Source organism: Mesorhizobium sp. ES1-1 (genome assembly GCF_020164785.1).
Taxonomy (GTDB): domain Bacteria; phylum Pseudomonadota; class Alphaproteobacteria; order Rhizobiales; family Rhizobiaceae; genus Mesorhizobium.
This window is the reverse complement of sequence record NZ_JAIUGX010000003.1, coordinates 113,600-131,731: the sequence shown is the minus strand read 5'-3', so window position 1 is coordinate 131,731 and position 18,132 is coordinate 113,600. Positions and strand designations below refer to the sequence as shown.

General features: G+C 61.8%; 17 protein-coding genes and 1 tRNA gene. 6 read left to right on the top strand and 12 right to left on the bottom strand.

The genetic code is table 11. The annotated features are described in order from the left end of the window. Positions 1-64 precede the first annotated feature (64 nt). From LB513_RS05890 to LB513_RS05880, 3 genes are read left to right on the top strand one after another with little or no spacing between them, the layout of a single operon-like run. Entirely contained in the window at positions 65-1,147 is a 1,083-nt protein-coding gene (locus tag LB513_RS05890) for an ImuA family protein (protein ID WP_224662533.1), read from the top strand. Next, on the top strand, positions 1,089-2,564 hold the full coding sequence (locus tag LB513_RS05885; protein ID WP_224662532.1) for a DUF6504 family protein: 1,476 nt from the start codon (positions 1,089-1,091) through the stop codon (positions 2,562-2,564). The genes LB513_RS05890 and LB513_RS05885 overlap by 59 nt, the downstream gene beginning before the upstream one ends. Next, positions 2,561-5,896 carry an error-prone DNA polymerase gene (locus LB513_RS05880; protein ID WP_224662531.1) on the top strand — a complete coding sequence of 1,112 codons (3,336 nt, stop codon included), beginning with the start codon at positions 2,561-2,563 and terminating at the stop codon, positions 5,894-5,896. Before LB513_RS05885 ends, LB513_RS05880 begins: the two co-directional genes overlap by 4 nt. 36 nt (positions 5,897-5,932) lie before the next feature. On the opposite strand, the gene LB513_RS05875 is transcribed toward LB513_RS05880, so the two are convergent. From LB513_RS05875 to LB513_RS05860, 4 genes are all read right to left on the bottom strand, one after another. Beyond that, a complete protein-coding gene (locus LB513_RS05875) occupies positions 5,933-6,175 on the bottom strand; it encodes a Trm112 family protein (RefSeq protein WP_224662530.1) in 243 nt (80 codons plus the stop codon). Positions 6,176-6,184: 9 nt separating this feature from the next. Then, positions 6,185-6,856, bottom strand: a complete 672-nt coding sequence (locus LB513_RS05870; protein ID WP_224662529.1) for an LON peptidase substrate-binding domain-containing protein — start codon at positions 6,854-6,856, stop codon at positions 6,185-6,187. 200 nt (positions 6,857-7,056) lie between these two features. After that, complete coding sequence (gene trxA, locus LB513_RS05865) at positions 7,057-8,067, bottom strand: thioredoxin (RefSeq protein WP_224662528.1); 1,011 nt, start codon at positions 8,065-8,067, stop codon at positions 7,057-7,059. 106 nt (positions 8,068-8,173) lie between these two features. Beyond that, a complete protein-coding gene (locus tag LB513_RS05860; protein WP_224662527.1) occupies positions 8,174-8,671 on the bottom strand; it encodes a prolyl-tRNA synthetase associated domain-containing protein in 498 nt (165 codons plus the stop codon). A 209-nt stretch (positions 8,672-8,880) separates the two neighbouring features. Here LB513_RS05860 and LB513_RS05855 point away from each other — a divergent pair. After that, positions 8,881-8,955, top strand: a tRNA-Gly gene (locus tag LB513_RS05855). 528 nt (positions 8,956-9,483) lie between these two features. On the opposite strand, the gene LB513_RS05850 is transcribed toward LB513_RS05855, so the two are convergent. From LB513_RS05850 to LB513_RS05840, 3 genes are all read right to left on the bottom strand, one after another. Continuing rightward, positions 9,484-10,515 carry a serine/threonine-protein kinase gene (locus LB513_RS05850; protein ID WP_224662526.1) on the bottom strand — a complete coding sequence of 344 codons (1,032 nt, stop codon included), beginning with the start codon at positions 10,513-10,515 and terminating at the stop codon, positions 9,484-9,486. Beyond that, positions 10,515-10,988: a hypothetical protein gene (locus LB513_RS05845; protein WP_224662525.1), complete on the bottom strand. Its 474-nt coding sequence runs from the start codon at positions 10,986-10,988 to the stop codon at positions 10,515-10,517. The genes LB513_RS05850 and LB513_RS05845 overlap by 1 nt, the downstream gene beginning before the upstream one ends. A gap of 89 nt (positions 10,989-11,077) precedes the next feature. Further along, the gene (locus LB513_RS05840) at positions 11,078-11,407 is read right to left on the bottom strand and encodes a helix-turn-helix domain-containing protein (protein ID WP_224662524.1); all 330 of its coding nucleotides are present in this window, start codon (positions 11,405-11,407) and stop codon (positions 11,078-11,080) included. 157 nt (positions 11,408-11,564) lie between these two features. Between LB513_RS05840 and LB513_RS05835 the strand changes: the two genes are divergently transcribed. After that, positions 11,565-12,338: a hypothetical protein gene (locus tag LB513_RS05835; protein ID WP_224662523.1), complete on the top strand. Its 774-nt coding sequence runs from the start codon at positions 11,565-11,567 to the stop codon at positions 12,336-12,338. Between the two features lie 62 nt (positions 12,339-12,400). After that, the gene (locus LB513_RS05830; RefSeq protein ID WP_224662522.1) at positions 12,401-12,964 is read left to right on the top strand and encodes a hypothetical protein; all 564 of its coding nucleotides are present in this window, start codon (positions 12,401-12,403) and stop codon (positions 12,962-12,964) included. 178 nt (positions 12,965-13,142) lie between these two features. Here the strand turns inward: LB513_RS05830 and LB513_RS05825 are convergent, their stop codons facing one another. The 5 genes from LB513_RS05825 to LB513_RS05805 all read right to left on the bottom strand — a co-directional run bounded on the left by LB513_RS05825 (position 13,143) and on the right by LB513_RS05805 (position 17,520). After that, entirely contained in the window at positions 13,143-13,304 is a 162-nt protein-coding gene (locus LB513_RS05825; RefSeq protein WP_224662521.1) for a hypothetical protein, read from the bottom strand. Positions 13,305-13,515: 211 nt separating this feature from the next. Beyond that, positions 13,516-14,754: a tyrosine-type recombinase/integrase gene (locus tag LB513_RS05820; RefSeq protein ID WP_224662520.1), complete on the bottom strand. Its 1,239-nt coding sequence runs from the start codon at positions 14,752-14,754 to the stop codon at positions 13,516-13,518. Between the two features lie 404 nt (positions 14,755-15,158). Next, entirely contained in the window at positions 15,159-16,781 is a 1,623-nt protein-coding gene (locus LB513_RS05815) for a virulence-associated E family protein (protein ID WP_224662519.1), read from the bottom strand. Further along, the gene (locus LB513_RS05810) at positions 16,778-17,341 is read right to left on the bottom strand and encodes a DNA-primase RepB domain-containing protein (protein WP_224662518.1); all 564 of its coding nucleotides are present in this window, start codon (positions 17,339-17,341) and stop codon (positions 16,778-16,780) included. The genes LB513_RS05815 and LB513_RS05810 overlap by 4 nt, the downstream gene beginning before the upstream one ends. Further along, positions 17,338-17,520 carry a hypothetical protein gene (locus LB513_RS05805; RefSeq protein WP_224662517.1) on the bottom strand — a complete coding sequence of 61 codons (183 nt, stop codon included), beginning with the start codon at positions 17,518-17,520 and terminating at the stop codon, positions 17,338-17,340. Before LB513_RS05805 ends, LB513_RS05810 begins: the two co-directional genes overlap by 4 nt. Positions 17,521-18,132: the final 612 nt, after the last annotated feature.

The window sequence follows — 18,132 nt, the reverse complement described above, 5'->3', positions numbered from 1 at the left end:
TCCTGACGCCCTCTGGAATCTATAAGAACATAACAGGAACAATCGTGATTGGAAGCTGACCGTCATGGCGATGACCGCCGTGGCGCGGGAGACTGTTTTTGCCCTGCGCCGCCAGATCGCGAAGATCGAGGGAACGCTGCCCGAGCGCCTGAATGCGCCGGCCGCCGCACCTCTTGATGCCGATTTCGGCGCCGATGCCGCAGCCGATACGCGCGCGTCCGCTACGGATCTCACGCTTGTACGGCGCGGGCTTGCCGTGGCATCGCCGGATGCCTTCCTGTCCACCGGCGCCGAACGTCTCGATGCCGCGCTGGGCGGCGGTTTGCCGAAAGCGGCGCTAAGCGAGATCCACGGCACGCAAACCCGCGATGCCGGAGCCGTCGCGGGCTTCGCCTTGTCGCTCACCAGCCTGATCCTCAAGCAGGCGCAAGGGCTGCCGGTGCTGTGGATCGGCACTTCGGAGATTTTCCGCGAGGCCGGCTTTCCCTACGCCAGGGGGCTGCATGCCTCCTTCGGCATCGAACCCGAGCAATTGCTGTTTTCAGAAGCGCCAAGGCTTGTCGATGCTCTGTGGGTCGCCGAGGAGGCCGCACGGATGACGGCGCTCGCCGCTGTCATCCTGGAGATCCGCGGCAATCCGCAAAGGCTGGACCTGACCGCGACCCGACGGCTGCATGCAAGGACACAAGGCGCCGGACGGCCAGTGTTCCTGCTACGCCAGGCCGCCGGTCCCGAACCCACGGCGGCGCCCGTCCGCCTCATCGTCGCCTCTGCGCCGGCAGTGCCGCGCGCCACCCTGGCCGGGCCGCTCGCCGGCTCGATCGGCCGCCCAGCCTTCACCGTCACCATCGGCAAGAGCCGCACGGCCTTGCCCGGACAATTCACACTGGAGTGGAACCCCGATGACCGCGCATTCGATGAGAGATGGGGCGACGAACGAAGGACCGAGGCGAGACGGAAAGAACGGGCAACGAATCCTGTCCCTGTGGTTTCCCTATCTGGCGGCGGAAAGGATCCTGCGGCAGCGTCTGGGGCGGTCCTGGCGTTCCCGGCCGTCGGATCGCCCGCCGCCCTCTCAACCACCGCTCGTGATCAGCCACCGCCAGGGCAACGCGCAGCGCATCTCGGCCCTCGACGAGCGGGCTGAGGCGCTGCATCTGAAACGCGGCATGGGCATCGCCGATGCGCGCGCCATGCATCCGTCGATCGACATCGTCGAGGCCGACCCGGAGGCCGACCGCCGCTTGCTCGAAGGCCTGGCCGACTGGTGCGACCGCTACACTCCGCTGGTGGCGCTGGACGGGGCCGACGGCCTGTTCCTCGACGTGACCGGCTGCACCCATCTCTTCGGCGGCGAACGCGTCATGCTGGACGACATCCTGTCGCGCTTCTTCCATCAGGGTTTCGATGTCCGCGCCGGTCTTGCCGCGACGCCGGGCGCGGCCTGGGCGGCGGCACGGTTCGCTAGGGACCGCATTGTCGCCGGCGGCGAGGAGGAGGCGCTGCTGGCGCCCCTGCCGCTCGCAGCGTTGCGCATCGACCCCGCGACCAGGACCAGCCTGGAAAGCGTCGGCCTGCGCACGGCCGGCGCCGTCATGACGGCGCCCCGCGCGCCGCTGGCCCGCCGCTTCGGCGCCTCGCTGCTGCTGCGTCTCGACCAGGCGATTGGCCGCCTCGACGAAGCCGTGTCGCCGCGCCTTCCCGTCGCGCCGCTTTCGGTGGAACGCCATCTTGCAGAGCCCGTCACCCTGACCGAGGACATCGAAAAGCTGGTCGGCATGTTGGCCACGACCTTGAAGGCCGACCTCGAACGCCGTGGCGAGGGCGCCCGGACACTGGCGCTGCTGTTGTTTCGCGTCGACGGTGCCGTCAGCCGCATCGCCATCGGCACGTCGCGGCCGATGCGCGAGCCCCGGCTGATCCAGCGCCTGTTCCATGAAAGGCTGGCCGCGCTCGAGCAGGATATCGATGCCGGCTATGGTTTCGACCTGGTGCGCCTCTCCGTGCTGGCCGCCGCCGCCTTCGACATGGCGCAGGCCGATCTGACCGGAGAAGTGGCCGACGACGGCGCCGACATCGCGCTGTTCGCCGACCGCATCCGCGCCCGGCTTGGCGAAGATGCGGTGCTCAGGTCGGTCGCTGTGGAAAGCCATCTGCCGGAACGTGCCGTCGCCACGCCGCCCTTTGCCGAGCCGCCGCGCCGGACCACGCCGCCGAAGAAGCCGCAACGGCTGCCGGCGCCGATCACGATCTTCCCGCCGGAACGGCCGATCCGGCTTTTCCGCTCGCCCGAGCCCATTGAAGTCCCCGCCACCGAAATGCCGGAAGGGCCGCCGCTGCACTTTCGCTGGCGGCGCGCGCTCTACCGGGTCGCCCGGGCCGAGGGGCCGGAGCGCATCGCCGCCGAATGGTGGCGCGCGGCGCCAAGCGACCCGGCGGCGTCGACACGCGACTATTTCCGCATCGAAGATGCCGACGGCCGCCGCTACTGGCTCTACCGGCAAGGTCTCTATGGCGGCTCTCAAGTCCCGCCGCGCTGGTTCATGCACGGTGTCTTCGCATGAACGCGCTGACCGGCATCCCCTATGCCGAGTTCGGCATCCAGTCGAACTTCTCCTTCCTGCGCGGCGCCTCCAGGCCGGAGGAGCTGGTGGTCGCGGCCAAGCTCCTGGGCTTCTCGGCGATCGGCCTTGCCGACCGCAACACGGTGGCGGGCGTGGTGCGCGCCTGGCAGCAGGCCAGGGCGGAGAGCTTCTCCTATCATCCCGGCTGCCGGCTGGTCTTTGGCGACGGCACTCCGGACATTCTCGCCTATCCGCAAGATCGCAAGGGTTGGGGTTATCTGTGCCGCATGCTGACGCAAGCCAATCTGCGCGACGAAACCGAAAAAGGTGCCACCCTGCTCCGGCGCGAGGACCTGCTCGAATGGGGCGACCTGATGTCCTTGGCCGTCCTGCCCGATCCGGAGGCCGGCGCGGAAGATGGGCTCGCCGTGCTGCGCCAGCTCAAGGATCGCTTCGGAAGAAGCCTGCGCCTTGGCGTCTCACCCTGCTATGCGGGCAATGACCGGTTCCGCATCGAACAGGCGGCGGCGATGGCCGAAAGCGTCGGCATCCCCTTGATGGCCACCAACGACGTTCTCTATCACACGGCGCAACGGCGCCCGCTGCAGGACGTGCTGACCGCCATCCGCCTCAACACGCCCGTCGCCGAGGTCGGGCTGGACCTCGCCGCCAATGCCGAGCGCCATTTGAAGCCGCCGATGGAAATGGCGCGCCTGTTTCGCCGGCATCCGCAGGCGCTGGCCGAGACCTTGCTGTTCGCCCGCGAGCTGACCTTCTCGCTGAGCGACCTCCAGTATAATTATCCTGACGAGCCGACGCAATCGGGCCTCGGCCCGCAAGCGGAGCTCGAAAGACTGGCAAGGGAGGGCGCGGTCACCCGCTATCCCGCGGGGGTACCCGAATTCGTCACCAGGCGCATCGATGAAGAACTCGTCCTGATCGAACGCCTCAACTATGCCCGCTATTTCCTCACCGTCTACGACATCGTCAAATTCGCGCGCAGCCAGAACATTCTGTGCCAGGGGCGCGGTTCGGCCGCCAATTCGGTCGTCTGCTTCTGCATCGGCATCACCGAGGTGGGTCCCGAACGGATCAATTCGCTTTTCGAGCGCTTCATTTCCGAGGAACGGAACGAGCCCCCCGACATCGATGTCGATTTCGAGCATGAAAAGCGCGAAACCGTCATCCAGTACATCTACGAGAAATACAGCTCCAAGCGCACCGCGCTCGCCGCCGCCGTCATCAGCTATCGCGGCCGCTCGGCGCTGCGCGAAGTGTCGAAGGCGATGGGCCTGTCCGAGGATGTCAGGTCATCGCTTTCCGGCTCCATCTGGGGCTGGTCGACCTCCGAACTCGGCGAAAAGGAAGCCCGCGCCGGCGGCCTCGACCAAGCCGATCCGGTGGCCATGCATGTGATGGAGCGTGCCAACGAGATCATGGGGTTTCCCCGCCACCTATCCCAGCATGTCGGCGGCTTCGTCATCACCCGGGATCGCCTCGACGAAATCGTGCCGATCGTCAAGACGGCGATGGACGAGCGCAAGATGGTCGAGTGGGACAAGGACGACCTCGACTCGGTGAAGATCCTCAAGGTGGATATATTGGCGCTCGGCATGCTGACCTGCCTGCAGCGCGCCTTCACTTTGCTTACCGAGCACTATCCGAAGGCACGCGACGCCTTCGGGCAACCCTATGTTCTGGCCACCCTGCCTGCGGAGGACCAGCGCGTCTATGACATGATCTGCCGCGCCGACACGCTCGGCGTCTTTCAGATCGAATCGCGGGCCCAGATGTCGATGCTGCCGCGCCTCAGGCCGCGCGAATTCTACGATCTCGTCATCGAAGTCGCGATCGTGCGGCCGGGGCCGATCCAGGGCGACATGGTCCATCCCTATCTGCGCCGCCGCCAAGGCAAGGAAAGGGCCGAATATCCCAAGCCGGAACTCAAGGAGATTCTCGGCAAGACGCTGGGCGTGCCGCTGTTCCAGGAACAGGCAATGAAGATCGCCATCGTTGCCGGCGGCTTCAAACCGGGCAAGGCCGACGAGCTGCGCCGCGCCATGGCCACCTTCAAGCGCACCGGTACGATCGGCAATTACCGCCAGCAGATGATCGACGGCATGACCAGCCGGGGCTACACCAAGGACTTCGCCGAGCGCTGCTTCAAGCAGATCGAGGGCTTTGGCGAATACGGCTTTCCCGAAAGCCATGCTGCGTCCTTCGCCCTGCTCGTCTATGCCTCCTGCTGGTTCAAGACCTTCTATCCCGACGTGTTCTGCGCCGCGATCCTGAATTCCCAGCCGATGGGTTTCTACCAGCCGGCCCAGCTTGTGCGCGACGCGCGCGATCATGGCGTCGACATCCGCGATGTCGACGTCAATCATTCGGTCTGGGACTGCACCTTGGAAGAAGCGCCTTTCAACCCGGCCCGCATCCTGGCCCGCCATGCCGAGATGCGCGGTGTCATCGAGACGGGCCATGCGGTGCGGCTCGGTTTCCGCCAGATCAAAGGCCTGTCGAAAGAACGCATGCAGGCTTTCGTCGAGCGGCGCGGCGAGGGTTATGAGAGCGTGCGGGACGTATGGCTGCGCTCAGGCCTCGATGCCGATGAAATCGAAAAGCTGGCGCAGGCCGATGCCTTCCGCTCGCTCGGCCTGGACCGCCGCGAAGCGCTGTGGGCGGTGCGGGCGCTTGACCGCAAAAGTGCCGCCGAAAAACTGCCGCTGTTCGACCGGCCTTCGGTCCGTCTGCCCGAGTTGGAACCCGAGACGATTCTGCCCAGAATGCCGCTCAGCGAGCATGTCATTCATGATTACCGCTCGCTTGGCCTGTCGCTGAAGGCGCATCCCGTAGCCTTCCTGCGCGAGCGGCTCGACCGCGCCGGCGTCACGCCCAATGCGAACCTGCCTTCCGTGCGCGACGGCAGGCGGGTCTCCGTTGCCGGGCTTGTCCTGGTGCGGCAGCGCCCCGGCAAGGGCAACGCCATTTTCCTGACGCTGGAGGACGACAAGGCCGTCGCCAACATCATCTTCTGGCAGCGAACCTTCGAGCGCTTCCGGCCCATCGTCATGGGCGCGCGGTTCGTGAAGGTGACCGGCAAGCTGCAGTCTGAAACGGGGGTGATCCACATCGTCGCCGAGAAGATTGAGGATTTGACGCCCTGGCTGACCGTGCTTCTGGAAAAGGCGGGGAGTGCCGTTCGGCCGGATTCAGGCCGCGTCCCCGAAAAGGCGCGGGACCGCGATAGCCGGCCCATGCCGATGGGACAGGATCTCGTAACCCTGTCTGAAGAAGCCGAAAGCGTCATGCCGAAAGGACGGAATTTTCAGTAGGCGGGCTGACACGCGCCCTCGGTCATCCACCGCCTCTCAAGAGGCCCCGCCCGGCCTCGGTTGTGCAAGCACATCCTCGGCGGAAAGCGTGCGCGCCTCCGAGGGCAGCATGATCGGGATGCCGTCCCGCACCGGATAGGCAAGCTTGGCGACCCTGGAAACCAGTTCGCCGCGCTCCGCATCCCAGGCCAGCGGCCCCTTGGTCAGCGGGCAGGCCAGCAGCTCGAGCAGCTTGGGATCGACATTGACTTTCTTCCCGTGACGTCCGTCCGTCGCCATCGCGCCCTCCTACTGCAAGCTTGAGCCAAAATCCTCATTCTCGCGCGCCAGCGCCATCTCGGTGATGGCGATCAGCGTCTCGGCCCGCGTCTTCAAATCCGGCGCCTCCAGCAGCGCCTGCTTTTCGGCCGGCCCGTAAGGCGCCATCATCGACAGCGCGTTGACCAGCATGGCATTCTCGGCCCGGCTGACGCTCTCCCAATCGGCTTCCAGATCATTGACCTGCAGATAGGCGCGAAAGGCCTTGAGCAGCGCCGGCCGGTCGATCTCGCTTGCCGCCTGGTCCTCATTGAGGTCGGCGAGGAAAGGCGCCAGCTTGCCCTGGCGAAACGGCGTCTTGACCGGCAATTCGCTGGCGATGCGGAACCTGCACACGCCCTGCAGCGAGATCAGATAGCGGCCGTCGCCGGTTTCCGAAAAGGCGATGATGCGGCCGGCGCAGCCGACCTTGCAGAGCTCGGGCTCGCCATCGGGGCGCAGCGCGCCGTCGAGGCTGGGCTGGATCATGCCGATCAGCCGCGAGCCTGAAACCGCTTCGTCCACCATCTGCACATAGCGCGGCTCGAAAATGTTAAGAGGCATGCGCCCGCCGGGCAGCAGAAGCGCTCCCTCGAGCGGAAAGATCGGGATCGTCGACGGCAAGTCCTTGCCTAGCCGATAATGCGCGTTTCCCGCTTGCACACATTCCTCCAGTCATTTCCGTGACCCGCCTCGGTGCTGCCGTCCGCCGGGACGCCGTCGTGTTCAGAGCGACCCATGCGGCCGCTCCGGTTCTTTGCCGTTCATGCATGCCGCGTTTTCCAGACTGGGTCACATTCAGGCGGCATGCACTATCTGGCGCGGCGGTGGCCGGCAGCAAGCCGCTGCGGCAAAACAACCGGTCAGGAAAACAGCAGCGACGACAATTTGCGCCGCGCCGCCAATGTCGCCGGGTCGGTCATGCCCCACGCCTCGAACAATTGCAGCAACTGCGACCTGGCGCCGTCGTCGTTCCACGTCCTGTCGGCCTTGATGATAGCCAGCAGATTGTCGGCGGCCGCGGTGCGGTCCCCCTTGGCATTCTGGATCATGGCCAGGTCGAAGCGGGCCTGATGGTCGCCGGGATTGTCCGCCAGCCGCCGCTCCAGCTCCGCCGGATTGCCGAGCGCGGCAGCCTGCGCCGCCACCGCCATCTTGGCACGGAGCGCAGCGAGGGCCGGCGCATCCTTCTTGGCTTCCGGCGCGGTCGCCAGCAGGGCCTCGGCGCCCTCGACATCGCCGGCCTCGAACAAGAGGTCGCCCAGCCCGGCGATCGCTTCGATCGTTTCCGGTGCCTGCGCCAGGATCGCATCGTAGATATCAGCCGCCGTCTGCATGTCGCCGGCGTCGCGCGCCTCGGCCGCGGCTGCCAGCGCCTCGGCGACCGGCGGCGCGCCATTGCCCTTGCCGCCGACCTTGGTGATGAAGTCGTTGATCTGGCTCTCGGGAACGGCTCCCATGAAGCCGTCGACCGGCTGGCCGTCCTTGAAGGCGATGACCGCGGGGATCGACTGGATGCCGAGCTGACCGGCGATCGAAGGATGGTCGTCGATGTTCATCTTGACCAGCTTGACCCTGCCTCCGGCAGCCTTGACCGCCTTCTCCAGCTGCGGTGTGAGTTGCTTGCACGGCCCGCACCAGGGCGCCCAGAAATCGACCAGCACCGGCTGGCGGCGCGACTCCTGGATGACGTCGGCCGCGAAGGTGGCGGTCGTGGTGTCCTTGATGACATCGCCGGCAGGGGCCGGACCCGCGGTCGCCTGGCCCATGGCCGGGTTGGCGCGCGCCGGTGCAGCCCCGCCATATTGCACGGTGGTGGCATATTGGCCGCCATTGCCGCCATAGGCGCCGCCAAACGGATTCTTGTCGCTCATGTCTCTACCCTTCCATGGCGCCGCCTGTGGGCGGCCGCCGCCTTTCCAGCAATCGGCTTCGGGCCCGATCGTTTTCAGGCCCGATTTTCAAGCATGCATGTGGCGATCACGCCGAGACTTTCAAGATAGCAGCATCGTGCCCGGTTGCCTCGACGAATTTGATCAGGTCCGCCGCCGCGATCGACGTCGTCGCCTCATTGGTCAGCGGATGCGCGTTGATCACCGCATGTTCCATCAACGCTGCATCGAGAATCACTTTGACCCGCCCCGCGACGTCGTTGATAACGCCGAAAACCGTCACCGCCCCCGGCACGACGCCGAGCAGTTCCATCAGCATCTCCGGCTTGCCGAACGAGACGCGGCTGGCGGCGCCGATCAGCTGATGGATCTGCTTGAGGTCGACGACCGCGTCCTCGCCGACCGTGACCAGGAAGAAATTGTCCTTCTTGTCCTTCAGGAACAGGTTCTTCGTATGCCCGCCGGCGATCTCGCCGCGCAGCGCCTGCGAATCGGCCACTGTATAGAGCGGCGGATGCCGTTTCGTGGAAACCGGGATGCCGAGTTCGGCAAGGAAGGCAAAAAGGTCAGCTTCGGTCTTCGGCATCGGTGTTCTTCCCGGTCCATTATGCGCCATGCCGTTTACGGCCAATGATGCGGCGGACACAAGACCGGCGCGCCGGCGCACGGCAAAAACCGGAGGGGCGGCGCTTTGCCGGCATCCGCCCCGGCGTTGAAAAACGCCTGCGATTCCCTGTTGCAATCGCCGCGCTCTTAAGCCATATAGGCCCGGCTTGCGGCCAAGATGCCGTGTGAGCGGGTGTAGCTCAGGGGTAGAGCACAACCTTGCCAAGGTTGGGGTCGAGCGTTCGAATCGCTTCACCCGCTCCAGTTTCCTTCGGGGGATCAAGCATTGAAAAGCCGCGGTTCGCCGCGGCTTTTTCGCGTTTCGGGGCCTGGGAAAACGGCAATCGGCAAAGACGGTGCAAAGGTCAGGGTTACTGTGTGGTTACCACATTCGTGTTCAAGGATTTCGACCCAGCACGGAATGCCGTTGTCTAGCGTCCTGCAGTTTCACAATCCGACCCCATATGATCGTCGAACCAGTTTATCCGATCAATCAGCCGAGACTCTTGACAATTGCTAATAGGTGATTCACGTTTTGTTCGCGACTTCGTTAGATAAGGGTGGCGAGGAGCCGATGAGCAGCAAGCCGCCAAATTTGGGTCTGAGTCTGCCCCAGTGCAGGAACTGCGCCCGCCATTGGCGCCCGCCGCAGGGCATCGTTGCTGATGCGGCATACTGCGGGAAATGTCGAAAAGAGCGGCAAGCTATCGCTACGGCTAGGTTGGGCCTTAAGCGGATAACTGGCAATGATTTGACCGGGCGGTATCTTCTTCCCCGCCGATTAAGGCCGAGCTAAGCCGCGAAGAATGCCTCAAGCTTGGAGACCGCTTGGCGCGCCCCTACAGCACCAGAGGAGGCACCGAGCTGTCGGATGCGGCCCGAACCAACTGGCTCGCTCCAGGCCTTCCATTCGTGTTTGCGCGGCGAGTGGCGTTGCCATTCGACGAAAATACGGCGGTCGCCCCTAAGCTGCTGCCACCGCACAGAGTCGAGTGCAACGGCGGTCTCCCAAACAGGTGTGACAGGGAGATTGGACAGACCTGCCAGCGCTTGCGCCGCGTTCTGGTATCGGGCGCTGTCGTCGTCATTCAGCATCTTGCGGATAGCTCGGCGCCACGGCTTTGGTATATGCGGTAACCACTTAAGCGTGTTCGCGAAACCGCCATGTTCTACCACGTGCTGAGGGCTTGGCGCGGCCTCATACCAGATTTTCCCATGCAGTAACCGAAAGAGCGTCATGCCAAGCGCCCAAATGTCTGACCTAACGCTTGTCCCTTTGCCATTCCAAACCTCGTAAGCGATATGGTCGCTATAGCCGGCCTGCGAGGCGTAGCCGAGGACAAGGTCATCGGTCACCAGTCCGAAGTCGCTAAGCTGCGCCTCAGACCGACCGTTTAGCAGGAGGTTGGCGGGCTTGATATCACGGTGGATCATCCCACGAGCGTGCATTGCGCCCAAGCCCATCAGAACCTCGGTCCCGATCTTTCTGACGGCGGACAGGGTCATCGGTCCGTTCTCAAATGACTTCTGAAGAGAACCGCCGGAGCAGAAGGCCATACAGATCAGAACGCTTTCGCCGTCAGAGGCCTCAACGACATGATGAACTTTGACCACATTGCGATGGCTGGCCTTCGAGAGGTTCTGCGCCTCTGCCAAATAGCTCTCCTTATAGGTCGGCCAGGTCGTATCATCATGGAACTTCTCTCGTCGGAGAATTTTTACCGCCACTTGGCCGTGTGCAGGGTCCTCTCCCATAAAGACCTCGCCGAAGTGGCCATTGCCAAGCTTGGCCCCAACTTTGAGCCCAGAGACGTAATCACTCATCAGACATTTCTCGCCGCGATTAGAAGCATCGCGGCCTCACGACTGAGCTTTCGCAGACTGCCGCCAGTCGTATGGGCCACCCAAAACGCATCATCGGCAACGTATTCATCGACCTTGCGATCACCGTAGGTCTTGCTGATCACAGCTTTTGAGAGAGCTTTTACCGGGCAAAGAGCACCTGCTGCTGCCATGACGATCCCACGAACCTCGGCGCTGATAAGGAGCCCTAACTTGGCTGAGCCCTGGCCTGTAACGGCGCTCGCCTTCACGACCACCGCCTCGATGCCATTCTCAGTGACATAGTCAGTACACTGTTGGTGCAGCACGCTGTAAGCCGCCGCTCGGTCACCCTTCTGTATGCGCCAAGTATCGTCCGAGATGACCACAATTGGGTTGTCACCGTCCGGCACCTCTGCATCGACTACGGTTACCAAATCTTTGGACGTAATTAACCCCAGCCACCGTTTGGCCATCCGATTCCCCCCGTTCGCTGAGAATCTTGTTACACCGGAGTCGCCGGCAGTGGAAGCCGCGAACCAGAACTGAACCTTTAGTAACAAAATCAATCGATCAAGGCGCTTAACAACTTGCTGGCACGAGCCAACTGGTCCTCGTTCATCCGGGACAACTGGGTTTGAATCTTTGATAGCTGCCGCATCCGCGCGTTGTCGCTCGCTACCACCAAGCCAACACCAAAAAAAGCAACTTCGGGCACTTCGAGCACTTCCGATAACTTCTCGACCGTAGCAAAGGACGGCGCGGCAATGCCGCGTTCAACCTTGCTGATCATTTCCGAAGACAGCTCGACTATCTCAGCCAGCTGGTCCTGAGTGAGTTTCTTAGCCTTTCGGTAGTGGCGCAAATTCGAGCCGAAGATTGTTGCGAGTGACACACGGCACCTCCGAGTACGAGACTCGATGGACACCGCTTTCGCGCGAAGGAAATCGGGTTGCGACTTTCAGCAATTTCGCAATATGGTTGCGACTTATGTGAGAGACGCCCCACAATTACGAGTCCTGAAGCTGCGCCACATTCTGTAGGCACAACCGATGCAAATTCAGTTCTCCGTCCTCGCAGCAGTGAAGGCGGGAACCGTGAAGCATCAGTACGTCGGGGACATCAGCGACTATCGGAAATATGCCTTGCTGCGGGCGCTGTCGTGGGGCGGCGCAAACCGCATCGGCGTATGCTGGATGCTGACGCCCTCTGACGGGAGCTCTGACGGCGGTAAACTGGCCTATCTTCAACAGCCGGAGCGGTTTCGGCACTTCGACCCGGAATTGTTCGACATCTTGGCGCAGGCGGCAGACGAGGCCGATCGCCGGCGACTTCAAACCATTGAGGACAGCGGCGCCATTTCAGGTGCGTCCTACTTCAACGAACTGTTGCCGGATGAGCTTTCGGGCCGAGCTGCGTTTATGGAACAGTACCGGGGCGCGTTTCAGAGCGCCGATCTTGTCTTCTTTGATCCGGATAACGGCCTGGAAATATCGCTGCGGAAGGGCCGCAAGAACTCTTCCAAATTCCTCTATCTGGATGAGGTAGCCCGGTTCTATGCGTCGGGGAAATCTCTGCTGATTTACCAACACTTTCCAAGGGTGGAGCGTCGCGCCTTCCTGGCTTCCTGTATCGAGCGTCTGCGAAGCGTCGCACCTGATGCGCTGCTCTGGACGTTCACCACCGCTCACGTGGTCTTCTTGCTTGTTATTCATCCGGAGGGGCCGGCTCGATTGGCAGTCGCCGCGACAGAGGCCTGCCGACGCTGGACGAGGACTTCATTACAGGTCGATATGTCGGCCAGTCTCGTATTGCCGTACCAATAATTGACAGCAAAATTCGCGCGTGATTTTTCGAATAACGATTTCTTATCAATAGGTTGCCCGGCATGCCGATAATGAAACCATTCACTTGCTCTGCATTGTTACTGGCTGCGCTGGCTCAAGCGGCCTGTTCACCGGTCGATACAAAGACCTCTCTGCTTACTCCCGCCACCGGTAACGTCCGGTCGGCCGGTCCTGGGGACACGGTGATGAAATTCCAGTCCCGGCGTGCCTTGCCCAACGCATTCGGTAAAGCCGATCTGTTCGGCCGCACCACCAATGCCGGACAAACGACCGTCCGCTATCTTGGCACACGTGGTGGGCAGGCAATTTTCGAGCGCTCCGACGTAACAGTCGAGAGCGATGCGACAACGATGAGCGAGACGCCCCTCATTCTGCCGAGCACCACCAACACCAACATCAGCGGCACGGTTGGAGGCATGCCCGTTTCGGGAACCGCGAGTTCGACTTCTTACAAATACATTCCGCCGCGCGGCTCTTCGCAATACGCAACAGCGACGCAACCGATCCAGATCGCTTTAGGTAAGGGCCAAAGCTTCAAGATCGAAGGCAGATCGCTGAAAGTACTCAGCGTCTCGCCAACCGGCGTCAATTACCGGATCGATTGATCGTATTAAGTTTCGGGTACGCCTTTCCGTTAGTTTCCAGACCCAAACGGGTCCCGTCGGCTTGCTCTCAGCTTTAGTTGAAGGGGGAGTGTCGAGGCTTGCGCGCGGGGACGGCGCAAATACAAAATGCGTCGACTGGAGTGTAGCCTCCACGTGGGGTGGGCGCGGGTGGTGGGGGCTATTCCGGCTCGATGGCGATGTGGTCTACTGACTCGCACTCGCCAAACTCCTCAAGCGCCCATTCTATCTCGGCAGCATCAAGCCCCATGATCAGCGCAGCGGATTCAAGTGGGATCCACTCCTCGCTCCCAGTTTGCTTGTCCCTGATCAGGATGTGCATTGATCTCTCCTACTGTTCAACAGCACAGTAAAATACAGCGGGAGCTAAGGCGCAATTATCTGATTACTATCAATATGTTAAAGGCTGCCGCTGGGGTGCAGGCCTGACCACAGCCATGCCGCCACCTGCGGTGCGGGCCTGCGGGCCTGCTGCCGTACCCACAGGGCCGTGCGTACGGTCCCCGTGGCGCGGCGCGGGCGCTGCTGGCGCACTAGCCGCTGTAGGCGCGGTCCAGCGCGGCGATCGCTGCACTGCCGTCACGAACGGCCTGGGTGTAGTGGCCAAGCGTGACTGTCGGGTTTGCATGACCTGCGATCTGCGCCACAAGGCCGATCTCGATGCCTTGCGCCTGCAACGTCGAGATGAACGAATGGCGGGCCGAGTGTGGCGTCACATATGGCAGGCCGAGCGTCTTGAAGACCGGTGTCCAGTAGCGCTTGCGGAAATTCTGGTAGAGCAATGCACCGCCGCCACCGAGCCGGGGTTTCGGCCATTCCTGTAGCCGGCCAGGGCCGGGAAAGACGCGATGCAGCTCCTTCCCCAACCTAGGGCAGCGAACTCGCCACGCCAGCAGCATCTCGCGAAGCACGGCGCTCATAGGGATTGCGCGCGTGCCTGCCTCTGTCTTGGTCATCTCCGCGAGCGAGCCGTCGCGTTCCTGGATTCGGCGGATACGGATTACGTTGCGCTCGAAGTCAACTTCAGACCAGAGCAGGCCCAACTGTTCGGAGGGCCGAGTACCGGCGAGGAAAGCGAAGGCGTAGTAGATACCCTGCTCCGGATCGTTCTTGGCCGCCGCGATCAGCTTGCCGATATGCTCGGTGGTTAGGATTGCCTTTTTGACCTTGTGCCTCATCCGCGCCAGCCCGGTCGGCATAGAGGGCACGCGGATGGAGAAGTCTTCCTCAGCCAAGGCCAGGATCGACTTGAGGTGCGACTTGGCCCGGTTGGCCGTATAGCTGCCACATTGCTCGGTGACCGTCCGGTGCCAGACCCGGATCATGGCTGTTGTTAGGTCCGACAGCTTGATATGTCCGAGCAGTTTGATGAAGCGGGCATTCTTGGGCGTTGAACCAGTCTCGGTATAGTCGGCACGTTCCTGACGGCTTCCCACCAGCAATGGCCCTCGGATAGCGCCGAATACCACTACCTTATAGCCCATCAGCGTCGACGGCTTGACGTTGCCATCCTTAGTCAGCAGCCAATGCTCGATTGCTTGCGCTACGGTCGGAGAATTACGTTCGTCCAGATAGTTGCCCTCGGCGACTTTGAGCAGCAGCGTATTGCGGAACGCCTCGGCGTCCTTCTTGCGGTTGAACGCCCGGCGGCGGCGTTTACGGGTCAGTGGCTCGCGGTACTCGCAGTAATACTGCGGATAGAGCGCAGCCGTACCGTCGCGCAGCTTGCGGCGACGGGTTGCGGTAGTGATGGATACGTTGAAATCGTTCATGATGATGCTCGCCGGAAAGGAAAAAAACGGGAACGAAAACATGCGGAAACAACACACGCAAGATCGCCGGAGCGGCGCGCGAACCCGTGAAACGGCCCAAACTGTAACCGGTCGCGTAACCTCGGCATGTCGGGACAGGTCGAGGCCGCGAGGCGACGCGACTCCGGATATCTCGGATTCCTCGGCCACCGAGGTTGAAATCGCAGCGGGAACAACCGCTGTGGCTCGCTGAGGGGGCGGTGCAGTAAATAAGGCGCAACCCCGTCACTGAGATTAGCCGGGCCACGTGTGGCATGCGTGGCACGCCACGGCCGCCCGCACTACGGTGCTGTGCACACGCACCGCTGTTCTATAAACCGCCGTCCCCTTCCCCAGGACATGCCACACATGCCACCATGCCACAGCTAGAACCTGGGTTTATCGTAATCCGAGGATAGGCTGTCGTCGTCCACGTGACCCTCAGTTTTGGGTCGCTCGTAGCCGCGAACGGTGGCGTTGCCTGCTCGGAACTTTGTCTGGATCCAGCCAAGTCGACGCATGAGGATTGCTATCCGTTTCGAATGAAACGGGTTTAACCGTTCCGTGTCCATGCCAAGCACGACCCTAAGGAGGTGGCTGGTTTCCACCCGAACGACCTCGCCTGTCGATTTGCCTTTCACCTTGGCTAGAATCTCTAGCCAAGGGTCCTCCTCTAGCCGTTCTGCCTGTTCAGCCGCTGCCGCCGCCCATAGCTGTTCTGGCAGCCCAATGGACTCGCCTCGGGCCTCCCGGACAGCCGCTTCTCCGAGAATCTGGTCACGGTCACGCGTGAGTGCTTCGAGGTCAATTTTTCCTGTCTGCACCGGCCAGAAGCGGCGATTGCCTGTCTGGTCTCGTAGGTAAGTTGTCTCGTTGGTCGTTCCGATGAAGATTCCCTGGCGTGGCCGGGATTCGACGAACCGGCCATAAGCCATTCGTGAGCGATCTTCCTGGCGAGAGGCGAAAGCCTTGATCTTATTAACTTCGGCACGGCTAAAACCCTCGACTTCGCCCAGTTCGTAAAGCCATACGCCCTCCATAAGCTCCATCTGGGCGCGCGCTTCCTGGGTCAGGATTTCTTGATCGGAATGAAGGCCTTCGCCTGCCATGATCCTTAGCGCGCTCGACTTGCCCGATCCCTGCGGACCTTCGAGGATAAGGACTTGGTCGAACTTCACGCCCGGCCTTCGAATGCGGCGCACCGCAGCGATAAGGACGATAGCGCCGATCGCAGTGTTTAACGCTGTGTCATTTGCTCCGAGGTAAGTGGCGAGCCATTTATCCAATCGCGGCTGTCCGTCCCACGCTAAAGCGTCGAGCATCTCACGCACCGGGTGGAAGGCGTTTTCCAGACACAACTGATTGACGGCGTCGCGGACATTTTCCGCTCTGGGATCGAACTTGAAAGTGTCAAGAATCTGAGCGCGTATCATCGCGACGGCGTCGTCGCTCAACTCGCCCTGGAATTCTTGAAGGATCGCGCCGTTGACCATTTTCCTGTAGCGGAATCGATCGTAGGCAAACGACAGGTCCAGCCGGCCAAGCGCCAGCAAGGTATTGGGCATTGTGGGTTTAGGTCTGCCTGATCTTTCGGTGTCGACCCAGCCGGTCTCAAGTGTCTCAAGTGCCCTCGCCGCCTGCCGAAGCGCATAGGCTCGTGCGTTGCGTTTATCCAACACAGAGGCCGAGATGCCGTATGCAGGATTGAGAAGAATGCGAGCAATCTGTGTCGGATCGCATCCCGCGCGAGCTAAGCCAAGGGCAGCAGCAAATACAGAATGGCTCCGGTTCGGATGGCGAGGGTTCGGTCCCGAGCGCGGACGCCCAGGATCGTCGCCTGTTTCGATCAACTGTCGCAACATCGCTGTCCGAGCCGTTGCATTGGGAAGGCCGTCCAGGCTGATGGGTGTCAGCTCAGTAGGGTCTGTGAATGCATGCCGCTGCGCTTTCGAAAGCGGGGCGTCGCTCTTTGGAAAGTCGTCAAGTGAATACGATAGGTTCCAGTTCATTCGACGATCCTCGCCAACACTGGAACACGGCCAGCAGAGCGCTTTTTGGCGTTCGGAAGATTGACGGTCCCCGGCAGGCGAAGCAGCCGGTCGATGTTGTGGCAATTGTCGCCGCCAAGCTGCTGAGCAACCCAAATGTTGATTTGTTCAACGCGCTCGAACTCAGTTGATGGCTCGGCCAAGTGCCAAAGCGCCTGATAACCGCCACCGGAAAAAACAATGACGGTTGGCGTAGGCGTAAAATTCCTCAAAGCTGACAACGCAGCCTCGTCGTTCAGGTCAACATCAACGTGCAGGGCACGAACCGCGACGATGTCTGGCTTCTTTGCTTTGATGTTGCGTGCGTCCGCCCGCAGTTTATTGACGTGGTAATAGAGGCCTTTGGTACCTTGCCGCGCGTCAATCCAACTGCTGGCCTGCTCGTGTTGGCCAGGCAGAAAGGTCCGGAATTCAGGCTTGCCGCCGTCAGGCGGAAGCGCGGCCAAGTCCCACCGATCTGAGGGCGTGAACCGGTTAAGAAAAGTGATGGCCGAGGGGGTGTCTGGCGTCACGCTGCTCATGCCCCCTCCTCGTCGCCGATTTGAGGTGCAGTAACAGTCACGTTCGTTTTGACATAGACGATTAGAGTTGCGGGCGCGCAATTGCTGGCGCGGCGCGTTGTATTGCCGAGGTAAGTCGGGCGAGCTAGGTATTCGACGGGGTCGTTGAAATTCAGTTCCAGTTGGCGCTTGTCTTTCACAGCGAGCCTCCCTTTCGGCACGTATCGATGTACGCCACCACCTCGGATAGTTTGACCAAGGGTCGGGAATTGAAGGGGGTGTAGCTAGGGATGTCGCCGCGCCTGACGGCACGTTGGAGATGCCAGTATTTAGCGCCGATAGCATCGGCGGCCTCGTGCATGGTGAGCAATCTTTCGGCGGGAGTGTTTGGTGCGTGATACAGACTAGGCAGCTTGAATAAAGCGTGCATGTTCGTCTCCTATGGAGCGAGACGACAGCCAACTGCATAGGATGAAGTTGCGCAGTGCATCCTCGCCCCGTTGAAATTCGGGGTGAAAATGCAACCGCCAGCCTTACGGTCCGAGAGGTCTTTCTGTGGCTTGTCAGGGCAGCCACGAAGCAGAGTTGCTCACCCTACACAGAACTTATCAACCTAGCGGAATGGCCTTTGCCAGCTTGCGCATCGGTTGTTGCGTCTGGAGGGACCGCGCGGTTTGGAAGCAGCCTTGACTGCACGCGGTGCAACGCTTGGTTTCGATTGCTTCCCATATTTAGCGCGACCGACGGCACTTGTCCATAGATATAGGGGCCACGTGAGATGCGAGCTAGCTAACACTTACTGACTTGAGGAA

What these genes read in the sequence shown, in the direction of transcription:
- LB513_RS05890 (WP_224662533.1), top strand. Translation starts at nt 65, where the DNA reads ATGGCGATGACCGCCGTGGCGCGGGAGACTGTTTTTGCCCTGCGCCGC.
- LB513_RS05880 (WP_224662531.1), top strand. Translation starts at nt 2,561, where the DNA reads ATGAACGCGCTGACCGGCATCCCCTATGCCGAGTTCGGCATCCAGTCG.
- LB513_RS05875 (WP_224662530.1), bottom strand. Translation starts at nt 6,175, where the DNA reads ATGGCGACGGACGGACGTCACGGGAAGAAAGTCAATGTCGATCCCAAG.
- trxA (WP_224662528.1), bottom strand. Translation starts at nt 8,067, where the DNA reads ATGAGCGACAAGAATCCGTTTGGCGGCGCCTATGGCGGCAATGGCGGC.
- LB513_RS05860 (WP_224662527.1), bottom strand. Translation starts at nt 8,671, where the DNA reads ATGCCGAAGACCGAAGCTGACCTTTTTGCCTTCCTTGCCGAACTCGGC.
- LB513_RS05850 (WP_224662526.1), bottom strand. Translation starts at nt 10,515, where the DNA reads ATGAGTGATTACGTCTCTGGGCTCAAAGTTGGGGCCAAGCTTGGCAAT.
- LB513_RS05845 (WP_224662525.1), bottom strand. Translation starts at nt 10,988, where the DNA reads ATGGCCAAACGGTGGCTGGGGTTAATTACGTCCAAAGATTTGGTAACC.
- LB513_RS05835 (WP_224662523.1), top strand. Translation starts at nt 11,565, where the DNA reads ATGCAAATTCAGTTCTCCGTCCTCGCAGCAGTGAAGGCGGGAACCGTG.
- LB513_RS05830 (WP_224662522.1), top strand. Translation starts at nt 12,401, where the DNA reads ATGCCGATAATGAAACCATTCACTTGCTCTGCATTGTTACTGGCTGCG.
- LB513_RS05825 (WP_224662521.1), bottom strand. Translation starts at nt 13,304, where the DNA reads ATGCACATCCTGATCAGGGACAAGCAAACTGGGAGCGAGGAGTGGATC.
- LB513_RS05820 (WP_224662520.1), bottom strand. Translation starts at nt 14,754, where the DNA reads ATGAACGATTTCAACGTATCCATCACTACCGCAACCCGTCGCCGCAAG.
- LB513_RS05815 (WP_224662519.1), bottom strand. Translation starts at nt 16,781, where the DNA reads ATGAACTGGAACCTATCGTATTCACTTGACGACTTTCCAAAGAGCGAC.
- LB513_RS05810 (WP_224662518.1), bottom strand. Translation starts at nt 17,341, where the DNA reads ATGAGCAGCGTGACGCCAGACACCCCCTCGGCCATCACTTTTCTTAAC.